At 45.5% G+C, this 18904-nt stretch carries 20 protein-coding genes and 3 pseudogenes; 10 read left to right on the forward strand and 13 right to left on the reverse strand.

Going from position 1 to position 18904, the window contains the following annotated elements; translation table 11 throughout:
• Positions 1–128: 128 nt before the first annotated feature.
• Positions 129–485 carry a winged helix-turn-helix transcriptional regulator gene (locus tag HPL003_RS09245; protein WP_014279369.1) on the forward strand — a complete coding sequence of 119 codons (357 nt, stop codon included), beginning with the start codon at positions 129–131 and terminating at the stop codon, positions 483–485.
• 85 nt (positions 486–570) lie between these two features.
• On the opposite strand, the gene HPL003_RS09250 is transcribed toward HPL003_RS09245, so the two are convergent.
• From HPL003_RS09250 to HPL003_RS09260, 4 genes are all read right to left on the reverse strand, one after another.
• The gene (locus HPL003_RS09250; protein ID WP_014279370.1) at positions 571–1134 is read right to left on the reverse strand and encodes an NAD(P)H-dependent oxidoreductase; all 564 of its coding nucleotides are present in this window, start codon (positions 1132–1134) and stop codon (positions 571–573) included.
• A 272-nt stretch (positions 1135–1406) separates the two neighbouring features.
• Positions 1407–1949, reverse strand: a complete 543-nt coding sequence (locus tag HPL003_RS09255) for a MarR family winged helix-turn-helix transcriptional regulator (RefSeq protein WP_014279371.1) — start codon at positions 1947–1949, stop codon at positions 1407–1409.
• Positions 1950–2062: 113 nt separating this feature from the next.
• Positions 2063–2194 (reverse strand): hypothetical protein, encoded by a 132-nt coding sequence (locus tag HPL003_RS30170; protein WP_274378190.1) that lies wholly within the window; start codon positions 2192–2194, stop codon positions 2063–2065.
• Between the two features lie 138 nt (positions 2195–2332).
• Complete coding sequence (locus HPL003_RS09260) at positions 2333–3283, reverse strand: ATP-dependent DNA ligase (RefSeq protein ID WP_014279372.1); 951 nt, start codon at positions 3281–3283, stop codon at positions 2333–2335.
• Between the two features lie 822 nt (positions 3284–4105).
• Here HPL003_RS09260 and HPL003_RS09265 point away from each other — a divergent pair.
• On the forward strand, positions 4106–5569 hold the full coding sequence (locus HPL003_RS09265; RefSeq protein ID WP_014279374.1) for a carboxylesterase family protein: 1464 nt from the start codon (positions 4106–4108) through the stop codon (positions 5567–5569).
• A gap of 38 nt (positions 5570–5607) precedes the next feature.
• Here the strand turns inward: HPL003_RS09265 and HPL003_RS30445 are convergent, their stop codons facing one another.
• Positions 5608–5688 carry a hypothetical protein gene (locus tag HPL003_RS30445; protein ID WP_420795081.1) on the reverse strand — a complete coding sequence of 27 codons (81 nt, stop codon included), beginning with the start codon at positions 5686–5688 and terminating at the stop codon, positions 5608–5610.
• A gap of 174 nt (positions 5689–5862) precedes the next feature.
• Here HPL003_RS30445 and HPL003_RS27440 point away from each other — a divergent pair.
• Positions 5863–6220: pseudogene (locus tag HPL003_RS27440) on the forward strand (IMP dehydrogenase); the annotation flags it as partial.
• Between the two features lie 330 nt (positions 6221–6550).
• Here HPL003_RS27440 and HPL003_RS09275 read toward each other — a convergent pair.
• Positions 6551–7147 carry a 3'-5' exonuclease gene (locus HPL003_RS09275; RefSeq protein WP_014279376.1) on the reverse strand — a complete coding sequence of 199 codons (597 nt, stop codon included), beginning with the start codon at positions 7145–7147 and terminating at the stop codon, positions 6551–6553.
• A gap of 51 nt (positions 7148–7198) precedes the next feature.
• On the reverse strand, positions 7199–8044 hold the full coding sequence (locus HPL003_RS09280; RefSeq protein ID WP_014279377.1) for an SPL family radical SAM protein: 846 nt from the start codon (positions 8042–8044) through the stop codon (positions 7199–7201).
• Between the two features lie 502 nt (positions 8045–8546).
• Here HPL003_RS09280 and HPL003_RS09285 point away from each other — a divergent pair.
• From HPL003_RS09285 to HPL003_RS30450, 4 genes and pseudogenes are all read left to right on the forward strand, one after another.
• On the forward strand, positions 8547–9308 hold the full coding sequence (locus tag HPL003_RS09285) for an AraC family transcriptional regulator (RefSeq protein WP_014279378.1): 762 nt from the start codon (positions 8547–8549) through the stop codon (positions 9306–9308).
• Positions 9309–9395: 87 nt separating this feature from the next.
• The gene (locus HPL003_RS09290) at positions 9396–10721 is read left to right on the forward strand and encodes a replication-associated recombination protein A (RefSeq protein ID WP_014279379.1); all 1326 of its coding nucleotides are present in this window, start codon (positions 9396–9398) and stop codon (positions 10719–10721) included.
• A gap of 27 nt (positions 10722–10748) precedes the next feature.
• Positions 10749–11050 (forward strand): annotated as a pseudogene (locus tag HPL003_RS09295) (MmcQ/YjbR family DNA-binding protein).
• A gap of 127 nt (positions 11051–11177) precedes the next feature.
• A pseudogene (locus tag HPL003_RS30450) lies at positions 11178–11492 on the forward strand (transposase); the annotation flags it as partial.
• Between the two features lie 362 nt (positions 11493–11854).
• Here HPL003_RS30450 and HPL003_RS09300 read toward each other — a convergent pair.
• Together HPL003_RS09300 and HPL003_RS09305 are read right to left on the reverse strand one after the other, a co-directional pair.
• Positions 11855–12451 (reverse strand): NADPH-dependent F420 reductase, encoded by a 597-nt coding sequence (locus tag HPL003_RS09300; protein ID WP_014279381.1) that lies wholly within the window; start codon positions 12449–12451, stop codon positions 11855–11857.
• A 242-nt stretch (positions 12452–12693) separates the two neighbouring features.
• On the reverse strand, positions 12694–13428 hold the full coding sequence (locus HPL003_RS09305) for an SDR family NAD(P)-dependent oxidoreductase (protein WP_014279382.1): 735 nt from the start codon (positions 13426–13428) through the stop codon (positions 12694–12696).
• 257 nt (positions 13429–13685) lie between these two features.
• Between HPL003_RS09305 and HPL003_RS29395 the strand changes: the two genes are divergently transcribed.
• Positions 13686–14585 (forward strand): SbtR family transcriptional regulator, encoded by a 900-nt coding sequence (locus HPL003_RS29395; protein ID WP_014279383.1) that lies wholly within the window; start codon positions 13686–13688, stop codon positions 14583–14585.
• 721 nt (positions 14586–15306) lie between these two features.
• On the opposite strand, the gene HPL003_RS28430 is transcribed toward HPL003_RS29395, so the two are convergent.
• The 4 genes from HPL003_RS28430 to HPL003_RS09335 all read right to left on the reverse strand — a co-directional run bounded on the left by HPL003_RS28430 (position 15307) and on the right by HPL003_RS09335 (position 17593).
• Positions 15307–15465 (reverse strand): hypothetical protein, encoded by a 159-nt coding sequence (locus tag HPL003_RS28430; RefSeq protein ID WP_014279385.1) that lies wholly within the window; start codon positions 15463–15465, stop codon positions 15307–15309.
• A 37-nt stretch (positions 15466–15502) separates the two neighbouring features.
• Positions 15503–16378 (reverse strand): IS3 family transposase, encoded by an 876-nt coding sequence (locus tag HPL003_RS09325; RefSeq protein ID WP_158308731.1) that lies wholly within the window; start codon positions 16376–16378, stop codon positions 15503–15505.
• Between the two features lie 53 nt (positions 16379–16431).
• Positions 16432–16758, reverse strand: coding sequence for a transposase (locus tag HPL003_RS09330; protein WP_014279387.1), 327 nt, complete (start codon positions 16756–16758; stop codon positions 16432–16434).
• 448 nt (positions 16759–17206) lie between these two features.
• Positions 17207–17593, reverse strand: a complete 387-nt coding sequence (locus HPL003_RS09335; RefSeq protein WP_238533462.1) for an ATP-dependent DNA ligase — start codon at positions 17591–17593, stop codon at positions 17207–17209.
• 155 nt (positions 17594–17748) lie between these two features.
• Here HPL003_RS09335 and HPL003_RS09340 point away from each other — a divergent pair, with 155 nt between their 5' ends.
• A complete protein-coding gene (locus HPL003_RS09340) occupies positions 17749–18024 on the forward strand; it encodes a GNAT family N-acetyltransferase (RefSeq protein WP_014279389.1) in 276 nt (91 codons plus the stop codon).
• 295 nt (positions 18025–18319) lie between these two features.
• A complete protein-coding gene (locus HPL003_RS09345) occupies positions 18320–18883 on the forward strand; it encodes a DUF420 domain-containing protein (RefSeq protein ID WP_014279390.1) in 564 nt (187 codons plus the stop codon).
• Positions 18884–18904 lie beyond the last annotated feature (21 nt).

The raw sequence follows: 18904 nt of genomic DNA on the forward strand, positions 1-18904 counted from the left end.
TTTTATTTCTTCAATTCTTCTGTATCCTTTTACAGTCTACATTTACATCCTTTAAATAAAACAGCATAATGATCTATTGTACTGTAAGTACTTTTTCAACCTATACTTATCTTAAGGAGAGTGTAACTGTGGGAGAAACCTGCGTTCCTACTGGAGTTGAACTAAAAAACACCGGTTTTGGATATACGTTGTCATTGGTAGATGGCAAATATAAAATGATCATCATGTATTGGCTGTCTGAAAATAAGGTTATGCGGTTTAACCAGCTCAAGCGAAGTATAGGCGGCATCTCCTTCAAAACACTGAGCGTCATGTTGAAGGAGCTTGAAGCAGAAGGTCTCATTCTTCGTAAAGAATTTCCTCAAATCCCTCCCAAAGTGGAATATTCATTAACTGAACGGGGTCTTTCTCTCATTCCATTGTTAGATATGATGTGCCAGTGGGGAGAGAAAAACATGCCAACTTTGGAGACTATACAGCAGTAGACAGAGGTATCTGACTTAATATGAGAAGAAGTAGTTCCTAAACAAGGAAATACTTCTTTTATTGTTTTTCAAAGCGATCCGATGATTAAAGGTTGTCAACAAAGTTCAAATAATCCTGTACGCTGTTCTCCAATTTATTGGCAATCGGCTCATTTTCTTTACCTGGTTCATTTTCGCCAGGCTTTTTTTCCGTACCATAAAATGCAAAGTACGAACGATAATCTGCATTGCAGTATAGGAAGGTTGTTTCAAAAGGTGCTAACAGATGTTCAAGGGTATAACGATATCTTCCCTCTTCACTATAATCTTCTTTTCTAACTCCGGCAGATACAGCTAGAGCCACTTTGCGATTCTTTAATTTATTACCTCCATTGGAGCCATACGCCCAACCATAAGCCAACACATCGTCGAGCCACTTTTTGAGGAGAGGTGGGCAATTAAACCAATAGATCGGAAACTGCAAAACAAGATTGCCATGAGCTTCAATGAGTTGCTGTTCTTTGTCTGCATCAATGTTTCCGTCAGGGTAAACCTCATGCAATTCATGTACAGTGTACTTTTCTGGATATTGTTTAAGCTCTTCCACCCACCGCTTGTTAATAACGGAGGTTTCCAGGCTGGGGTGTGTTACGATTACTAGAGTTTTCAAAGAATTGTCCTCCTTAGTACGATTTAACTCTGATTATAGAATTCATGCTATTCATTTGTAAGTATGCACTTTTAGTATAGATACTTTCGTCAAGGTAAGTACCTCCATCAAATCACCTAGTTAAAACAAAAAAGCCGCCATTATGGCGACTTCTTAAGCATATATGTTCTTGTGCGAAGCCACCTCTTTAGAGTATGAGATGGCTTGAAATCAGACGCCTCCACCATTTCTGCCAGCGGATATGCGAGCAAGCTTGACGAGCAGTTTTTGTCTCAGTCTTCGTGCCATTTTTCTTCTCCCTCTCTGGGATCGGTTAGACGCGAACCTTTCACATCTTCAAATGCAGACCGTACGCGTGACAGGTAGGTTTGAAACTCGCAGATTTCCGATTCGCTAAAGTCCGACATCAGGCGTGAGGCCAGTCCAATAAAAAAAGGGTCCATTTGATTGATTTTCCCTCTTCCTTTATCGTTCAACGATACAAATATGCCTCGCTTGTCATTCGGATCATCGTATTTGTTAATATATCCATCTTGTTCAAGGGAAATGACCATGGAACTGATCGCTGCCCGGCTTACACCCATCTTCTCAGCCAAAGCAGAAGGAGATGACATTTCGTCTCTTTGCGCAGAAAGCACACAAAGCGCTATATATTGCCCATAGGAGAGCCCGAATTCACGTGAACGTTTCTCCATGCCTTTACGAATTTCATACGTTATTGAAAATAGCTCGACCAAAACACCAATTGGTTTATTGCCACCTGGGAACAGATTATAGGCCAGTTGACGAATTTCGGAGTCCAAGAAAAAGAACATGCGATCCACCTCGATGTAGTTAATTAGTTAACTGTAATTTAATTAACCACTGGTTGCAATGATTTATATAAACTTTATTTTGCTTTTTTTAAATTTATCTGCACAACTTATCATCACCAAGGTCCGATGCACTGCTCTACGTCCTGATTTACAAAAGCCTGTATAGAGGGCTGGCGAAGGGTACGCCCTTCCTGCCATCGCCACTCACTGTATTGAACCTTGGCGGTATACATAGGCTGTACCATATTGCATCCCGATGACGATCCGGCTCATTGACAAAAGGCCGCACGGAAATGGTGTGCGGCATCAGCCGCACGAGGATTAGTAAATACATGTACATAAATAACGCGTTGTACATTAAGGCGTGAATTATGTACACTAACTTACTTGAGTATTTGATTTATTGTGCATTCATTTTTATCAACATCAATAATAGTTTGAATACTGGGATGTCTCATAGTTCCACCGGAAGTAAACTCAAGATATTCAACCTTCACGGTTAACTCTGGTTTTACCCAGATAACATCTTTGGATTTCTCAGGATCATTTGAGAATGGACATTTTGTTGAAACAATTTTATTCGTTTGTTCAGTGAGGAATGCCCAATCATGTCGTGTTAATTTCCCTGTACCTGCACTACCGATATAGATAAAGTCATCTTCATCGGTATATAGACCTAATAAAAGTGAATTTACAATATGGTTACTTCGCGTTATTCCACCTACAACAGCAAAAAGATCATTCACAATTTTATGCTTTCTCCATCGAGCATCTTTACCATTTATTCTGTATTTACTGGATATATCCTTATAGACTACACCTTCCATTTGATATTGACCCATAAGATTAAAAAGAGCTGTTCCATCGCTGAAGTTTTGTACAATTTGTATATTATTTCTCGGTACGATAATTTGATCGAGCAGTTGTTGTCTAAACTCTAATGATTTATCAGTAACCCAGGTACCGTTGTAAAACAAGATGTCAAAAATCATATAGGTTACAGGGGTTATGTTTAAGGAATGCTTTATACTTTGTTCTTGTTTCAAACGATCCCTTTTCATAACTTCATGAAAGGAAGGCTTAGTGTTGTCAAAGGCAATGACCTCTCCATCAAGAATGACAGAACCAGCTTTGCAGAAGGAGTTAGTGTCAAGTAATTCAGGATACTGCAGCGTACGTTCATTCAATTTTCGATTGAATAATCGAGATTCATTCCCATCACAGTAGTGTAAAATTCTTACCCCATCCCATTTTACTTGGGCTACCCAGTTGGTTCCTGATGGAAGATTCTGCATCCTGGCTGGTTCAAATGGAATGATTGGCTCTAGTTCCATATCTTATCCCGCCCCCTTATATTCCTAAATTTCATCCTTTCCATTTCCAGAAATTTTAGTGTGAGCATTGTTATATTTTTATGGCTAAAGCCATTGAATCTCAAAGAAATATTAAAAAGTAATAAAATAAAGGACTACCACTTCAGTGAAATAGTCCTTCTGTATTTCAAGTTAGGAAGAAGGTAACATTAGATCGATTAGATCTATTGCTAAAGATTATGACCCACTCACGCCTTTATATATTTTAAAGGTCCTTCCGAAGACCAGTTTAATGATGTAAGTCTGTTCACGTACTTATGCATCAAATCATAATTCTCTTCCACGATCATTAACACATTTGGTTAGAACTTTCGCTCCGAACGGGCAGGATAGGATATAACAACGTTGGTTGTAACAATATAAAGCTTATGTATAAGTTGAATACAACGGATGTATCAATTGTTCAGATGGATGAAGAGGGGCAGTATCTTGGATTAAGGAAGAACCGTAATCAGCTTCTTAAAGATTGAATGGGGAGGGAAGGCTAGAAGTTCAAGTAGCAGGATGTTCCATGAAATATGTAAATAGTTTAGCAATTAAATAGATTTGCTTCTTAAAAAAGTTTTCGTAATCTTGCTGTTCAAAGGTCGGTAGCTGAGGCATTCGATATCTTCCCTCTTGTTGGACGTGCGCACCATCACGGCATCCTCCTTCACTCCATGACCGTTGGGGTTGATCGAAATGTCCGAAATATGTCAGTCGTAGTCTGGATTTCACCTTTTGTTATTATAAATAATGACCTAAAATGATCATATCATCTCACCTATGAAAGGAGCAATACAAATGAAACGTGACCACACCCTCAACGGAAGGACCGAACACATGACCGATACCGCTGCCAAAGCGATCCGCTCCTGGCTGGGCATCCCCTACGCCAGCGCAGAACGCTTCCGCCGACCTATTTTGCTGCCGTTCAACCCGGCCCTGCCATACGACCAGAAGGGAGCCGCCCCGCTGCAAGCCGGCGACCATAGCTGGTTGGAGGCCGACAACGGATTCAGCGAGGACTGCCTGAACCTCAACGTCTGGGCACCCGAAGACGCTGGCGACGAACCGCTCCCCGTGATCGTCTACATCTTCGGCGGCGGCTTCGAACGCGGCGCGAACACCCAGACCACCTCGAACGCCTCAGGTCTCGCCGCGACCGGCCGCGCCATCGGGGTGTCCCTGAACTACCGGCTCGGCCCGTTCGGCTGGCTCTCGCTCTCCCAGTACGGTGGCGCGTTCGCGGACGCCACCAACCTCGGCCTGCAGGACATCATCACCGCGCTCAAATGGGTGCAGGAGAACATCGCCCGCTTCGGTGGCGACCCTCAGAACGTCACCGTCACCGGCCACAGCGCCGGCGCATACTCCACGATCGGGCTCCTCGCTGCTCCGGCGGCCGACGGCCTCTACCAGCGCCTCGCTGCGTTCTCCGGCGGCGCATCCCGGATCGTTCCGGCCTGGTGGGCCGAAGAACTAGCGATCACGTTTTTGAACGAACTCGGCATCGCGGACGATCTCGAACAACTGCTCACCCTGGATGGGAAGCTCCTCGCCGAGACGCTCATCAAGGTCAGCCCGCGCGACATCGGCGACCGACACGGCATCGATAACACGACTATTGGCATCGTGAACGACCACTCTCAGACCGGGGCTGTTCTCGCTGACACGCCGCTGCGTGTCCTCGAATCTGGACGTCACCGCGACGTCGACATTCTCTTTAGCACAGCGACGAATGAAGCGGACTGGTGGGTCATCAACGCGACCGAGAAGTTCGACCCGGGCAGCATCGACAACCTCGTCGACGAGCTAGTAACGAAGTCGCGGATCCCCCGAAGCCGTGCCCGGCGCATCGTCGCCGCCTACGATGTCAACGGACGCACTCCGGTCGAGGTTCGCGGGGCGCTCTTCACCGACTACTTCTTTACCCTACCCGCCGTCCGTGCTGCACTCGCCCACGCCGCCGCAGGCGGCAACGCCCACCTGCTCACCGTTGGCCCTGTCGAGGGTGCGCCAGCCGTACACGGCACGGAGATGTACGGCATCGTCGGCCAGCAACGCCCCCGACATAGCGACGAGCAAGCTATCCGGGATACTTTTGTCCGCGACGCCCTCCTTGACTTCGCTGCAGGCAACCTCGACCGGCTTTGGAACTCCGTGACCACGGAACCCACCTCACGTGGCATCGGCAACCCATCATACGACCCCACCGCCCATGCGGCCGAAGTCCTGCGTATCTTCGAGGGCATCGAACGGACCTGAGCTGCCCCAAGCGCGCACGGGGTCGGCACCAATCCAACTCACTTAGCAGCGCCGGCGGCCCCGCCGGCAGCACGTGAGAACAGCTTCATGACCAGGAAATTGACCATGACCACCAGCACCGGGATAAGGAAATAGTTGGCCAGTTGACGCAGCCAGGAATTGAAGAAGCCGGCTGTCGCCTAGAGGCTCAGGACCGCTGGCGGCGTGCCGGGGATAGCGGCGGACGGGTGAGTAACACGTAGGCAACCTGCCTGTAAGATCGGGATAACTATCGGAAACGATAGCTAAGATTTGGTCCAGGACCGATCTGTACAAATCGAGTTGTTACGGGAATTGGAGTTCCACAAATCACTGCCATTTACGACTGCGCGACCGTTGCTCGGCAATATAATGTACCAGTTATCGCAGATGGTGGAATTAAATATTCTGGAGAAATCACTAAAGCGATAGCCGCAGGTGCTCGACGCGGTGATGCTAGGGAGTATGCTGGCAGGAACAGAAGAAACGCCCGGCGAATTTGAAATCTATCAAGGACGGAGCTATAAAAGTTATCGTGGAATGGGGTCCATTAGTGCTATGAAAATCGGTAGCAAAGATCGTTATTTTCAAGATGATGACAAAAAGCTTGTGCCTGAAGGGATTGAAGGACGGGTTGCCTGAAACGATAGCTCAATAAAATCAAGGAGGCAGCCAATCAATATGATTGGATGACTTTGTTCAACTAATGGATAGTTTAGTACAATTAAAACCGTATTCAACTCCTCATTTTGGGAAAAATAAAATATCCTAAATACGAGGTGCTTGCATTTGATAAAGTTGATTTTGATATTCATTTTAGCGCTTGGGTTAATTTCGCTAATCGAAACTCCAGCTTTGGGCGAAGAAACTCTGCCAGTAACAGACACAACTCAATGCTCGTTAATTCAGCAGGCATTGATAATCAAATTGAATCCTCTAAATCTATTCCGTTTTGTCTTTTTCCTATTTTTGATTGATTTTATGTTTCCTGAAAGGCGTATACCCACCTGAATACAGTGATCCCGCCTGAAATCCCAGGGATTTCGCAAAAAGCAGCGGATCACATTCTTTTTGCTGTTCCATTAAATTCAACATAATTTGGGCACATGCCCGGGCATCATCGAGCGCATTATGGTGATTTAAACGAATTCCGAAATGGTTAGAGATGATGTTTAATTTATGGGAGGATAGCTCTTGTAGCAGCTTTTTCCCAATTCTGTACGTACATAGATATTGTATCTCTGGATAGCTTTTTTCAGCGGCATCGAGACAATACCTCAGAACGCTTATATCAAAAACAGCATTATGTGCAATAATAATTTCTCCAGATACTAGTGGTTCAATGGTTGTCCATAGTTCTCCAAATATAGGTTGCTTCTCAACCATAGAAGGTGTAATACCATGGATGGCAATATTCATTCGATTAAAAGGCTGTTGTGGATCAATTAGCCATTCATATTCACCAGTTACAATCCCATCTCTAACTTGAACTAAACCCAGAGAGCATGCACTCGATCGGTTTAAGTTTGCGGTTTCAAAATCAATTGCTGTAAAATTCAACTGTTCATTCTCCTTTATCTTCCTATACCTTAAAAGTAGGATAGGACCCGCCTATTCAAATACTTTTCCTTTTAAGGGATAAACCTTATCGGAAGAAATGAATATCATTTCTTCCGGAAAAAACTTTTTAAAATACTTCTCCACTCTAAGATGAATATCCATTTGATACCATCCAGACAACTCGTTCTCTTTAAACAAAAATGGCATGCCTAAGCGCTCGGAACGTTTCCCCCTTGTTCCATCTCCAATGTTAAGTGTGTCGATGTAGATGCGATCAACGATAGACTCCAGTGTTTTAGGAAAATCGGGTGTGAATGGAAGTACCGGCGAAATGGAAGCTTGGGTAGCGATGCCTACGTTATTCACTTCTTTTAATGCCTTCAAGCGCAACTTAATACCCGGAGCATGGGGAACGAACAATCGTTTCATATCTTCCCGATCTGTTTCTATAGTCATGGAGACAAGGACCTCACATTTTTGATTTAGTTCAAGTAATAGATTAAGATCCCTTACGACAAGAGGACTTCGTGTTTGTATCTGAAGGAAATCTGGAGGATGTTTGACCATTTCCTCTAAAATAGAGCGTGTTAGCCCCGTCTTCCGTTCCAGTGGTTGATAGGGATCTGTTGCAGTAGACATAAAAAGATTAATGGGTTTATTTCTTCGGCGGAGACTGACCACCTCATTCCGATAATTATCGGCTGCATTTGTTTTGATGCTAACCCATTCTCCCCAGGGAGTATCACTGTACCTTTGAGTAGGCATTTCTCTAACGTAGCAATACCTACATCCAAAAGCACAACCACTATAAGGATTTAATGAATGTGTGAAACCAACAGTGGAATCTCCTTTCATTTCAGTTAAGATTTTTTTTGCTGTTATGCTATTAACCTGCATGTTAGCCTCCCTTATTTTGGGTGCTGATACTCAATTAAATTGAAGAGCTATCGGATCAATCACTCCGAGTAAATTTAATGTAGTGATAATATGTGCTGCTTTGCTGCGACACTAACGTAACTTTAATTCAACTAATTAAGTTAAGAACATACCACTAAGATCCCATAACCCTATAACCCTACTAATCATTGGTTTTAATGTATCTCACATTAGGATTAGATGTTACTTCTACACACTACCGATTTTGTTTTGTCCCAATATTATGATATGATCATTTTAGGTCATTTAACAGGTTCAATGAAGGCAAAAATGCGAAAAATATTGACACTTTACGGACATTTCGATTTAACAAATACTCTTAAAGGAGGTTCGTGTAATCGTTCATCCATTCAATCAGGAAAATAATATAAGGCCTCTTAAATATAAACCCGTGTTTTCTCATCCATACGATCTGGAGATTTTCAGTGTATCTTCTCTCAAAAAGCGAACTCCAGAGGATAGTATGCAAATCACTTATCGTTATGAATTTTATATGCTCATTTGTGTCACCGAAGGAACGTGTACTCAATGGATCGATTTTGAACCCATCCCTTGTAAGGAAGGAATACTGATAGCAGTAACACCAGGACAAGTCCATAATTTTGGACATGATGAAAATTGGGACGGATGGGTTATTCTATTCCGCGAAGAATTCCTTCTTCCTACTTCACTTACGATGAATGAACTGAATTTAACGTTGGATATCGAAAGAACGCCTAATAGTTTAACTTTGAATAATACAGAGTTGCATCGAGCAATCACTTTAATAGAGCAAATGATTCAAGACTCTATAATTCAAGGAGCCAAAGAGGATGTTCATATGTTGTTGCGCTATCAGCTTTATGCATTCATAACTTGGCTCAACATTATTCATAAACAAAAAAATATCCCTACTACTTCTCAGTTCTCGCAAAAATTTTTAAAATTTCAAGAATTAGTAGAGAAGAATTATGCCAAATTAAATCATGTTAGTGACTATGCTGCCCTTTTAAATTGCACAGAAAAAACTTTAACACGGGTTACAGTCGCAACTGTTGGAATAAGTGCTAAAGCTTTCATATCAGCTCGAATTACTCTCGAGGCTAAGCGTTTACTAATGCATACGGATTACTTGATTAGCGACATTGCAGAAATGCTTAACTTTCAAGAAACTACTCACTTTAGTAAATTTTTCAAACGGGAAACTGGCTATACGCCTGTAGAATTCCGAAAGCAGAACGTTTAATTATATATGCTTGTTTCTAAAAGGACTTGGTTTAACCCATTTAGAGTTTTTAGGAAACATATTTATCCTATAAAAGGGAGTGATACTGTGATACAAGGAACGTTATTTGATAATGAACATGATCGACCATTGCCCAATCGTGTGCGTCCTCAATCGTTGGAAGACTTTATAGGCCAAAAACATTTACTTGGCCCTGGAAAAGTTCTGCAAGATATGATCAAGAATGATCAAGTGTCTTCTATGATATTTTGGGGTCCTCCAGGTGTTGGTAAAACAACGCTAGCTAAAATCATTGCCAATCAAACCAAGTCTAAGTTTATTGATTTTAGTGCTGTAACTAGCGGTATTAAAGATATCCGAAATGTAATGAAGGAGGCTGAGGGAAACAGGCAATTAGGGGAGAAAACCCTCCTATTCATCGATGAAATTCATCGCTTCAATAAAGCACAACAGGATGCTTTTCTTCCGTATGTGGAAAAAGGAAGCATTATTCTCATCGGTGCGACAACCGAAAATCCATCGTTTGAAGTTAACTCAGCCTTACTATCTCGGAGCAAAGTATTTGTCCTTCATCAATTAAGCAGTGAAGATATTGTTGAGTTGTTAGAAAAAGCGATTTTGGATCCTAAAGGATACGGAGATCAAAAGATCGGTTTTGAAGACGGCGTACTATCTGCTATCGCAGAATATTCAAATGGCGATGCCAGGGTGGCATTAAACACCTTAGAAATGGCTGTGCTAAATGGAGAGAAACAAGGTGAAGCTATTGAAATTAGCAAAGAAGGGCTGCTTCAAATTATTCATCGAAAATCACTATTGTATGACAAAGATGGAGAAGAGCACTACAATATCATTTCAGCATTGCATAAATCCATGCGAAATAGCGATGTGAATGCATCTATTTATTGGTTGTCTCGAATGTTGGAATCAGGTGAAGATCCTTTATTTATCGCTCGTAGGCTAGTTAGGTTTGCAAGTGAGGACGTGGGTTTGGCAGACAATAGGGCATTGGAAATCACTGTTTCGGTATTCCAGGCATGTCAATTTATAGGGATGCCTGAGTGTGATGTTCATCTAACACAAGCCGTTATTTATCTGACCCTGGCTCCCAAATCGAATTCAGCTTACTTGGCTTATCGCTATGCGAAAAAAGACGCCTTACACTCCATGAGTGAACCTGTTCCTTTGCAACTTCGGAACGCTCCAACGAAGCTTATGAAAGAGCTAAATTATGGCAAAGGGTATCAGTATGCCCATGACACAGAAGAAAAGCTAACAAGAATGCAGACCATGCCAGACTCCCTGATCGGACGTGAATATTACCATCCGACAACACAGGGATCTGAATCTAAAATTAAACAAAGGATGGAAGAAATTGCAGCATGGTACAAGCAGAACAACAATCAAAAATAATAACTTTATAAATAGGAGAAAATCAAAATGAAATTAGAAGAAATCGTAGAATACTGTTTGTCTTATCCAGCCTCATATGAGGATCATCCTTTTGGAGACGGTTGGACAGCCATACGCCACAAAGGAAATGAGAAGATCTTTGCGTTAACTTGAAATGTGATCCTGATCAATCTGAATTCCTTCGAAACGCATTTGAAGAAGTTAAGCCCGGATATCATATGAGTAAAGAACATTGGAATACGATCATCTTAGATGGAAACCTTCCGGAGGATGATCTTCACGATATGCTAAAACATAACTTTGACCTAACGAACCCAAACGTAAAGTGAAAAAATAACTTATATAGATACGTAATTCAATGTAGGAACAATGCAATGTGTGTTTCTAAAGGTGGGAAATCAAACAAACAGCGACAGTTCCTCTTTAAAAGATTCGTGAGCGATCTTCCAACCCAATGAATTAGGCAGGCATCATGCCACTATTTGCCGGGAACTTCGTCGAAACCATGCGAAGAAGCCTTACTGTGCCGAGGAATCTCAGGAAAGCTATATCCAAAGGCGTAAGTCTTGCATCCCTGTTGGAAAATGGACACTGCTGCAATCGACCCTTATCGAAGAAAAGCTTCGAGCTACGTGGTCTCCCGAGCAGATCGTAGCGCGGCTCCGTCAGGAGGGACAGTCTATGGTTTGCTTCAAAACCATCTATCGTTGGCTGTACACAGGCTGTTTGGTGAAAGGCATGTCTACTGTTTTACGTCATACAAAGGATAGAATAGGTATTAATCGGAGTAAGGGGTGTACTGTCCAAGTTCAAATAGGGGCTAAATAGACACCAAAAAAAGAGCGGGCTATCTTTTCGATAACCTGCTCTTTTTCTTGATTTTTAGCCTTGCGCCTTAACTTAATGACATTGGTTTAATGGAACGCCTTTTTATGCACCTATTGTCATTGAATAGTCCTTCATGTTAAACGAACAATCGTTAAGCATTATTACATGATACATATTTCGAGTGGTATCCGGCGAGTCTAGCGGCCATGATGCACCCGCGCAGAAGCACTAACTGAATCTCGGTCAGATCACCAGCACGCGTTTGGCTATGCGCGTAGCGGCTGTGACTTTGTTGTGACGCGCCGCTATTTGAACTTGACGAGATCCTGGAAGATCAGTTCAGCCCAGGTATTGCCCCTGGCCTGGACGAGCGAGCCGCCATCCTTGAGCGGTCCTAGCGCAATCGGCGCGAAACCGAGTTGTTCGGCCAGAACCGCGACCGGCGCCACCGCATTTTCGTCGTCGCTTGACAAAAACACGACGCGGCTGCCGCCATTCACGCTCGGATCAGCGGCCAGAACGGCAGCGGGCAGATGGTTAAAGCCCTTTACGAACCTGGCGCCGGTAAACGCTTTGGCGACAACTGCGGACGACGGCTGACCATCCAGGTCTTCAACGGGAGCATTCGTATTTGTCGCGTCGATGATCGTCTTGCCCTGCCAGGTTGTGATCTGCTTCGCGACTTCGCGATGTTCCCAAAACGGAACCGCCAGGAAGATCGTGTCGGACGCGATTGCATCCTGCAGCGTCCTAGGGACAACGGTGGGGCCGATCGCTCGTGCCTGCTGCATCAACGTCACGGGAGGGCGCCGGCTGGCGACGGTCACATCGATGTTCTTTCTTGCAAATGCTCGGGCGAGTGCTTGGCCTACCGCGCCAAAGCCAATAATCGAATAGCTCATGTTAACTCTCCATTCAGGGGACGTTTTGATCAACCACGGACCCATGTTAATTGGTAACCGGGCGTGCGGGACCGTTGCCCGCGTTAGGCGGCCCGCTGCCCGCGATGCGCCACGCGAGACAATACCCGCTGGACAATCACCGAAATAAATCCCGCTTATTAATCAGGATTCCATACTTATCGACACAACTCGGATCATCTTCGTCAAGTTGACAGACCCCCCACACGCTTTTCGGCGTGATCTCAGATGGCCGATAAGCCGCCGTCGACAGACAAATCCACCCCATTCACGAAGCTCGAATCGTCTGAAGCAAGAAACAGCGCGGCCGTCGCAATTTCCTCAGGACGGCCCATCTTTCCCCGCGGGATCAGGGATTCGAACATCCGCTTCGTCTCCTCGTCGATAGCTTGGTCCTGCATCGGTGTGGCGATCGGCCCCGGGCTCAGCACGTTCACCCGGATATTCCTGCCCTTCAGTTCGTTGAGCCAAGTGCGTGCGAATGAGCGCAACGCCGCCTTGCTCGCCGCATACACGCCGAAACCAGGAAAACCTTTCACCGAAGTAACTGACCCGGTCATGATGATCGATCCGCCATCGTTGAACAGCGGCAACGCCTTCTGGACCGCAAACAGCGTTCCGCGCGTATTCAGGCCGAAGGTCGCATCGAAGTGCTGCTCGCTAATCTCGCCCAGTGGGCCGGCTTCGCCCGTGCCAGCGCTCGCGAATAGGACATCGATCTTGCCCTTTTCCCGCTTTACTGTATCGAACAGGCGGTCGAGGTCGTCGAGATTGGCCGAGTCGCCGCGCACGCCGGTCACGTTCCGGCCAATCAGCTTGACGGCCTCGTCGAGCGCCTCCTGCCTCCGGCCCGTGATGAAAACATAGGCGCCTTCTTCAACGAACCGCTTGGCGCTCGCCAGCGCCATGCCGCTCGATCCACCCGTGATGACTGCAACCTTACCTTCAAGTTTTCCCATGACTTCTTTCCCCTTTCGTGATGTCCGACAGTGTCTCGGTTCCCATTTGCACAAATGTGCTGTATCTTGTGGATCACTGATTCAGATACAGGTTCATCATATATGGATCAGTGATCCATTGTCAAGTAGATTTATGCGAGCTGACGCCATACAGCCAATTTGATTATAGTTCCCTTTCGGAACATTAGCGATAATATTTGATAGAATGTTTCCAAAAGGAACATTTATAATGTAATATATTAATAGGGGTGATTTAGGTGGCTACATTCGCCGAGAGATTTAAAATGCTTCGTGAAGAGCGAGGATGGACGCAGGAGCAAGCTGCAGAACGATTGAAAATATCTAGATCTACCATAGCTGGATACGAGTCTGACAAAAAAGGCAGAACACCAAGGAAGGAAACGATCGATAAGATTGCCACTCTTTTTGGGGTTTCTATAGACTTTTTATTAGGTCGCATTAACGAAGAATACAGCGGCCAGTACTCAGATTCTAGAAAATATTTCCGAGCGAGCGCTGTCACGGGCGAAGCCGGCCCACTGGGCGAGATTACCGAGCAGCCATTGTCAAGGCGATTTATGCGAGCCGACGCCAGAAAAAATTACAGCCATCTACTTGCAGTCGCGCGTGACGTCGTCACCGAGCATGGTGCCGACGCGTCCATGCGAGATATCGCCCGCCGGGCCGACGTCGGGTTGGCCACACTGCTTCGCCATTTCCCGACGCGAGAAGCCTTGTTCGAAGCGTTGCTGCGTATGAATGTGGACGCACTGACGCAGCAGGCAGCCGAACTCGAAACGTCGAAGCCACCTGACGAAGCGCTGGTGTCCTGGTTTCGCGAAGGGGTGGCATTCTTTCATAGCTATAGCGGCGTTTGCGCCTTGATGGCGAGCGCCCACGCGGACCCGGACTCCGCGCTTCACGCTTCAAGCTCAGCGGTGCGGTCAGCGGGCGCGCGACTACTGCTCCGCGCTCAGGCCGAGGGAACGGCGCGCGCCGATATGGATGGGGTCGACCTGTTCGCCCTGATGTCGGGGCTCGGCTGGCTCGTCGGCCAGCCCGGATTCGCGCCACGGGGGGATCATCTCTTTCACGTTATTACGAGCGCCATCCTGATAAATCGGCCTAGCAACGGTGTCAAGAAGGCAACGTGTTGAATCAGATTTGCCGACGCATACTTTCCTACCAGGAAAGCCCCGGGGATTCGAACCAGACGGCGGAAAGCTGACTGGAGCCGACACTCGAAGGTCATTACCGCACTTGATCGATTGGCCGCTCCTGGCCGACACCGGATGCTCGCCTTCACATCGGGGGCGAAAGTCGGCTCAGCATGTCGCCTAGGCCAACTGTTGCGTAACAGTTACACTGGATTACATTTCTGTCGGAAACTTGCGAAGCCCGCCCATAGCCGCTGTCGGACCCGGACGGGACATTGGCGCGCGCGACACAGGGCGCGGGATTGCGTTGTGACGGAGCCTCACCTAACGTACAGCAAGCGAGAGCGCCCCGATTCTGCATAGATAGCTCGCGCCAGCATTTGTGCCCTGCCGACTTCAGGAGAAAATGATGCGTGGCCTGGTGATGGGAATCGCTATCATCTCAGCGAGCTGGCCGTTTATAAAGGCTCTCGCTCAGTATGACTCGGACATGCCTAAGGAGAGATGGGGAAAGACGGTCACAGCCGAATCACCGCGCGGCGGAGAAACTCAGAAATCGGACTTCGCGACAATTGTGGCCCCTCCTGGTTTCGCCATCGCTTTGGACAGGCTAGACAGGACAATACACCTCTTATTCGATATCAGATGTAGAATTTCGTTAATTTGCTTTGTTTCTCGCCCGAATTGACGTTCTTCTCCACACTTCGGGGGAGACCCGTAATCAAAAGTCAGGCTCGGTTAGATTTCGATAAAGTTCCAAATTGCCCTTCTCTAGGGCATCGCGTTGCTCTTTAAGGTGTTGAATCTCTTCACGCAGACGTTCGATGGTTGCTTCCATCTCGTCGATTCCGTCTTGTAGTTGTTGGCTGTACTCGTTCATGTGTGTTGCTCCTTTCTTTACTTATAGCGGCTTAAGATTAAACCTTAATCTGCTTTGGCTTCACAGTGCCTTGTTTCACCGCTTCCATATATTCATACGGGGACAAATCGTAAATGCTGCCGTGGATGCGGATACGATTATAATCTTGTATAAACTGACTTACGACTTCATAGGCCTGTGGATATGTTTCAAACTCCTGCCGCTGATAGCACTCCACCTCTATGATCGAATGATACGATTCGATATGCGCGTTTTTATTCGGCGTTTTTGGCGGGATGCGCTCGTGAATCATGACAAACTCGTTACAAGCTTCCTCAAACAGGTTGCTAATAAATTGCGGACCGTTGTCCGAACGAATGACAGGCTTTTCTGCCTTGTCAAAGAGCTGACGTTTCATCAGTGCTTCCTGCATGATCTGAACGAGATGCTTCGCTTCGCACGTCAATCCAATGTGATAAGTAACTACGGCGCGATCAAACACATCTAAGATGCTCATAAGGAAGAAGAACCGTTGCTCGCCTTGGACCCATCCATACTTAATGTCAGTCTCCCACAGTTGATTAGAGGCCGTTATGACGCGATTGTTGGCAAGTCGCTTGGGATGCTTAATCTTGAGTTTCCGCTGTGGACGAAGCACATCCATCCGCTTGCATAGACGGTAAACTTTCTTCTTGTTAATTTTCAGTTGATGGCGGCGGCGTAAAAGCACGGTCAGTTTACAATAGCCGTAGTTCGCGCCTTCGCCTGCTAAGAACTCCATGATCCATTCACAAATCTGCTCATCACTGATTGGCTCACCATCTTGTGTATAAGATAAACCAGGTGCAGGACGACCGGCCCTGTGGATTGTTTCTTGGGCTTGCTCTGGCCTATTCACGTATGCATAAAACGTTGAACGTTCTACCTCTAGCACACGCAGTACAAAGCTGATGCTATGCCCTCGTGTAATATACTTCTGGGCGATTTCTATTTTATCCGCAAGTGCGGGTTCGTTTTTTTTAGTAGGTCTTTGAGAATATCCCTCTCTAAGGCTTGCTCTGCAAAGAGCTTCTTAAGTTTCTCATTCTCTTTCACAAGCTCTGCATAATCTTCTGAAGTCGGTACAAATTTCGCTTGCTTTACACTAGAACCATCCAGTGTATCTAGATCCTTACGATTTAATTCTCTGGCCCATCGCAATACCATCTTTGGATCAAGCTCATGTTGTCTTGCTATAGCGGTCATGTTGCCGATTTCCTTCCCCTTGGCAACCACCATCTTCTTGAAATTTAGATCATACTGTTTCTTCTTCATTTCGTTCCCCTCCGCCTCAATATTATTGTATCGGAGTAAGGGGTGTACTGTCCAAGTTCAAATAGGGGCTAAATAGATAAAACAACTTCACCATCTAATCGATATCTCACACCTAATCTTGTGATATTGACCACTTCACCAACCCGAAGCCCTCCAAATATTTGGAAGTACAAGCAATGGGTTTAGCCACTATTATTGCTGTTTCAAATAACAAAGGGATATAGTGTGAAGGGAAGGTGTGCTCTAAAGGAGAGTTTGCTGTTGATGGTAAAATTACATTCTTGAATAAGGAGATATGAACTTCCTCACCGAATTGATTCTGATATGTCTCAAATGCATTTGGGGAAACGTTGGGAAGGCATTCATTCTTGTATAAATAACGATAGAAAGTAGTGTTATACGAATTGTATCTCCAATTTCGACATTATCGTCAATTCTATACCATATCTTAACAAAATAATTCATGTATTTGTACATATTTAGCGGGCACAGCTTCATAAGCCGCTTGTATCCGATCTGTTCGGCGAATCAGGTCGCGGCGCATAATGTCATGAAACGAAGGCTTCCCATCGGCTCCCAGTGCGATCACTTCGCCGTCCAGAATGACTGAATCAGCCTGGAAGTATGAGGAAAATGAAGCGATTTCCGGGTATAAAAGTGTTCGTTCATGCTGCTTCCGGTTAAACAGACGCGTGCGACCCTGATTATGATATGTCAAAATTCTCGTTCCATCCCATTTTATTTCGTACCGCCACAGGCCCTCCGTAGGGATTTGTTCACTTTGCACCGGTTCAAACGGGATAACGGGTTTCATTTCCGAACGCAAATACAACACCTCGTCCCACCTTTTTTGGGATAAGGATAGTGTCGACGATTGGCTTCTTTTTATGTGAGGATTTTGCAAAATCCTGATGTATGAGATGTTTCGTTGGACCTCAAATCGGGGAATGATAAGGATATCTAATCGTCGGCAGAAAGGAGCTCGGTTTCATGAGACAAATTCGCAAGGAGGACCATGCGGTAGTCATGGTGGATAATGGACAGGTGGTTGCGGAAGTAGGCTATAAATCCATAGATGACCATTCCTTGGTCATTGACCATACATTTGTATCCGAAAAGCTGCGGGGGCAAAAAATTGGCAAGGAGCTGATCGACAAAGTCGTTCAGATGGCGAGGGAGCAACATAAAAAAGTCGTTCCCGCATGCTCGTACGCACTGGCCCTGTTCAAGCGTCATCAAGAATATAGTGACGTCTGGCAGCAGTAACTGCGGGGAATGCTCGTATTACAAGTGCACAAGTAACACAACATCGGGACAGGTATTCAGGCCTTCCCGGTGTTTTTTTGCGTGTACAAAGCCCCGGAAATGGCCACATTTTACCGTTGGTATGTTAAGAAAATGGTTATCCTAAGATGCTAAAGCACATTTTTAAATTGTCGGCTGTGAAATTGTTCATACTGTTGTCACTTCACAGGCCGTCCACAGGTTCTATATAATATAGTATGGTTATTACCACAACAGAAAACGAAAAGTTTGAATTTAAACGAAGGAGACGCTCATTATGAATAAAGCGAGTGAGGACAAGCAGTACGCTCCAACGAGCAATCGTAATTTCACAGCCTTGATTATCACCGTTTCCGTCATAGCCAACGTGATTATTTTGCTGCTGTTCTTTTCGCCAATTGGATACCAGGGGAGTGTTAGCTTCGATATCACCATTTTCCCGAGGTTGAATGCGATTTTTAACAGCTTCACGTTTATTTTCCTGGTGGCGGCGTTGGTTGCCATTATCAAGAAGAACGTCAAAGTGCATAAAACATTTGTTCTACTGGCCTTCGCCAGCACTGTTTTATTTTTGTTTTCCTATTTGACCTTCCACTATATTTCGCCGGACACTGCAAAATTTGGCGGGGTGGGGATTATTCGGCCGATTTACTTTACGTTGCTGATTTCACACAGCATACTGGCTGCCATTATCGTACCACTGGCCCTGTTCACGGTTGTATGGGGATGGACGATGCAGGTGGCGAAACACCGTAAAATTGCACGCTGGACCATGCCAATCTGGTTGTATGTCAGCTTAACCGGGGTGCTCGTGTACGTATTCATGGCCCCATATTATTAAATAGACTTGAACCTTCAGCAG

Origin of the sequence: Paenibacillus terrae HPL-003, from assembly GCF_000235585.1 — a bacterium.
GTDB classification, from domain to species: Bacteria; Bacillota; Bacilli; order Paenibacillales; family Paenibacillaceae; genus Paenibacillus; species Paenibacillus terrae_B.

Bases quoted from the DNA above. Each gene is read 5' to 3' on its own strand.
- HPL003_RS09255 (WP_014279371.1), bottom strand. From the start codon at position 1,949: ATGTTCTTTTTCTTGGACTCCGAAATTCGTCAACTGGCCTATAATCTG.
- HPL003_RS30170 (WP_274378190.1), bottom strand. From the start codon at position 2,194: ATGGTACAGCCTATGTATACCGCCAAGGTTCAATACAGTGAGTGGCGA.
- HPL003_RS09260 (WP_014279372.1), bottom strand. From the start codon at position 3,283: ATGGAACTAGAGCCAATCATTCCATTTGAACCAGCCAGGATGCAGAAT.
- HPL003_RS09265 (WP_014279374.1), top strand. From the start codon at position 4,106: ATGAAACGTGACCACACCCTCAACGGAAGGACCGAACACATGACCGAT.
- HPL003_RS09280 (WP_014279377.1), bottom strand. From the start codon at position 8,044: ATGCAGGTTAATAGCATAACAGCAAAAAAAATCTTAACTGAAATGAAA.
- HPL003_RS09285 (WP_014279378.1), top strand. From the start codon at position 8,547: ATGCAAATCACTTATCGTTATGAATTTTATATGCTCATTTGTGTCACC.
- HPL003_RS09300 (WP_014279381.1), bottom strand. From the start codon at position 12,451: ATGAGCTATTCGATTATTGGCTTTGGCGCGGTAGGCCAAGCACTCGCC.
- HPL003_RS09305 (WP_014279382.1), bottom strand. From the start codon at position 13,428: ATGGGAAAACTTGAAGGTAAGGTTGCAGTCATCACGGGTGGATCGAGC.
- HPL003_RS28430 (WP_014279385.1), bottom strand. From the start codon at position 15,465: ATGAACGAGTACAGCCAACAACTACAAGACGGAATCGACGAGATGGAA.
- HPL003_RS09330 (WP_014279387.1), bottom strand. From the start codon at position 16,758: ATGAAGAAGAAACAGTATGATCTAAATTTCAAGAAGATGGTGGTTGCC.
- HPL003_RS09340 (WP_014279389.1), top strand. From the start codon at position 17,749: ATGAGACAAATTCGCAAGGAGGACCATGCGGTAGTCATGGTGGATAAT.
- HPL003_RS09345 (WP_014279390.1), top strand. From the start codon at position 18,320: ATGAATAAAGCGAGTGAGGACAAGCAGTACGCTCCAACGAGCAATCGT.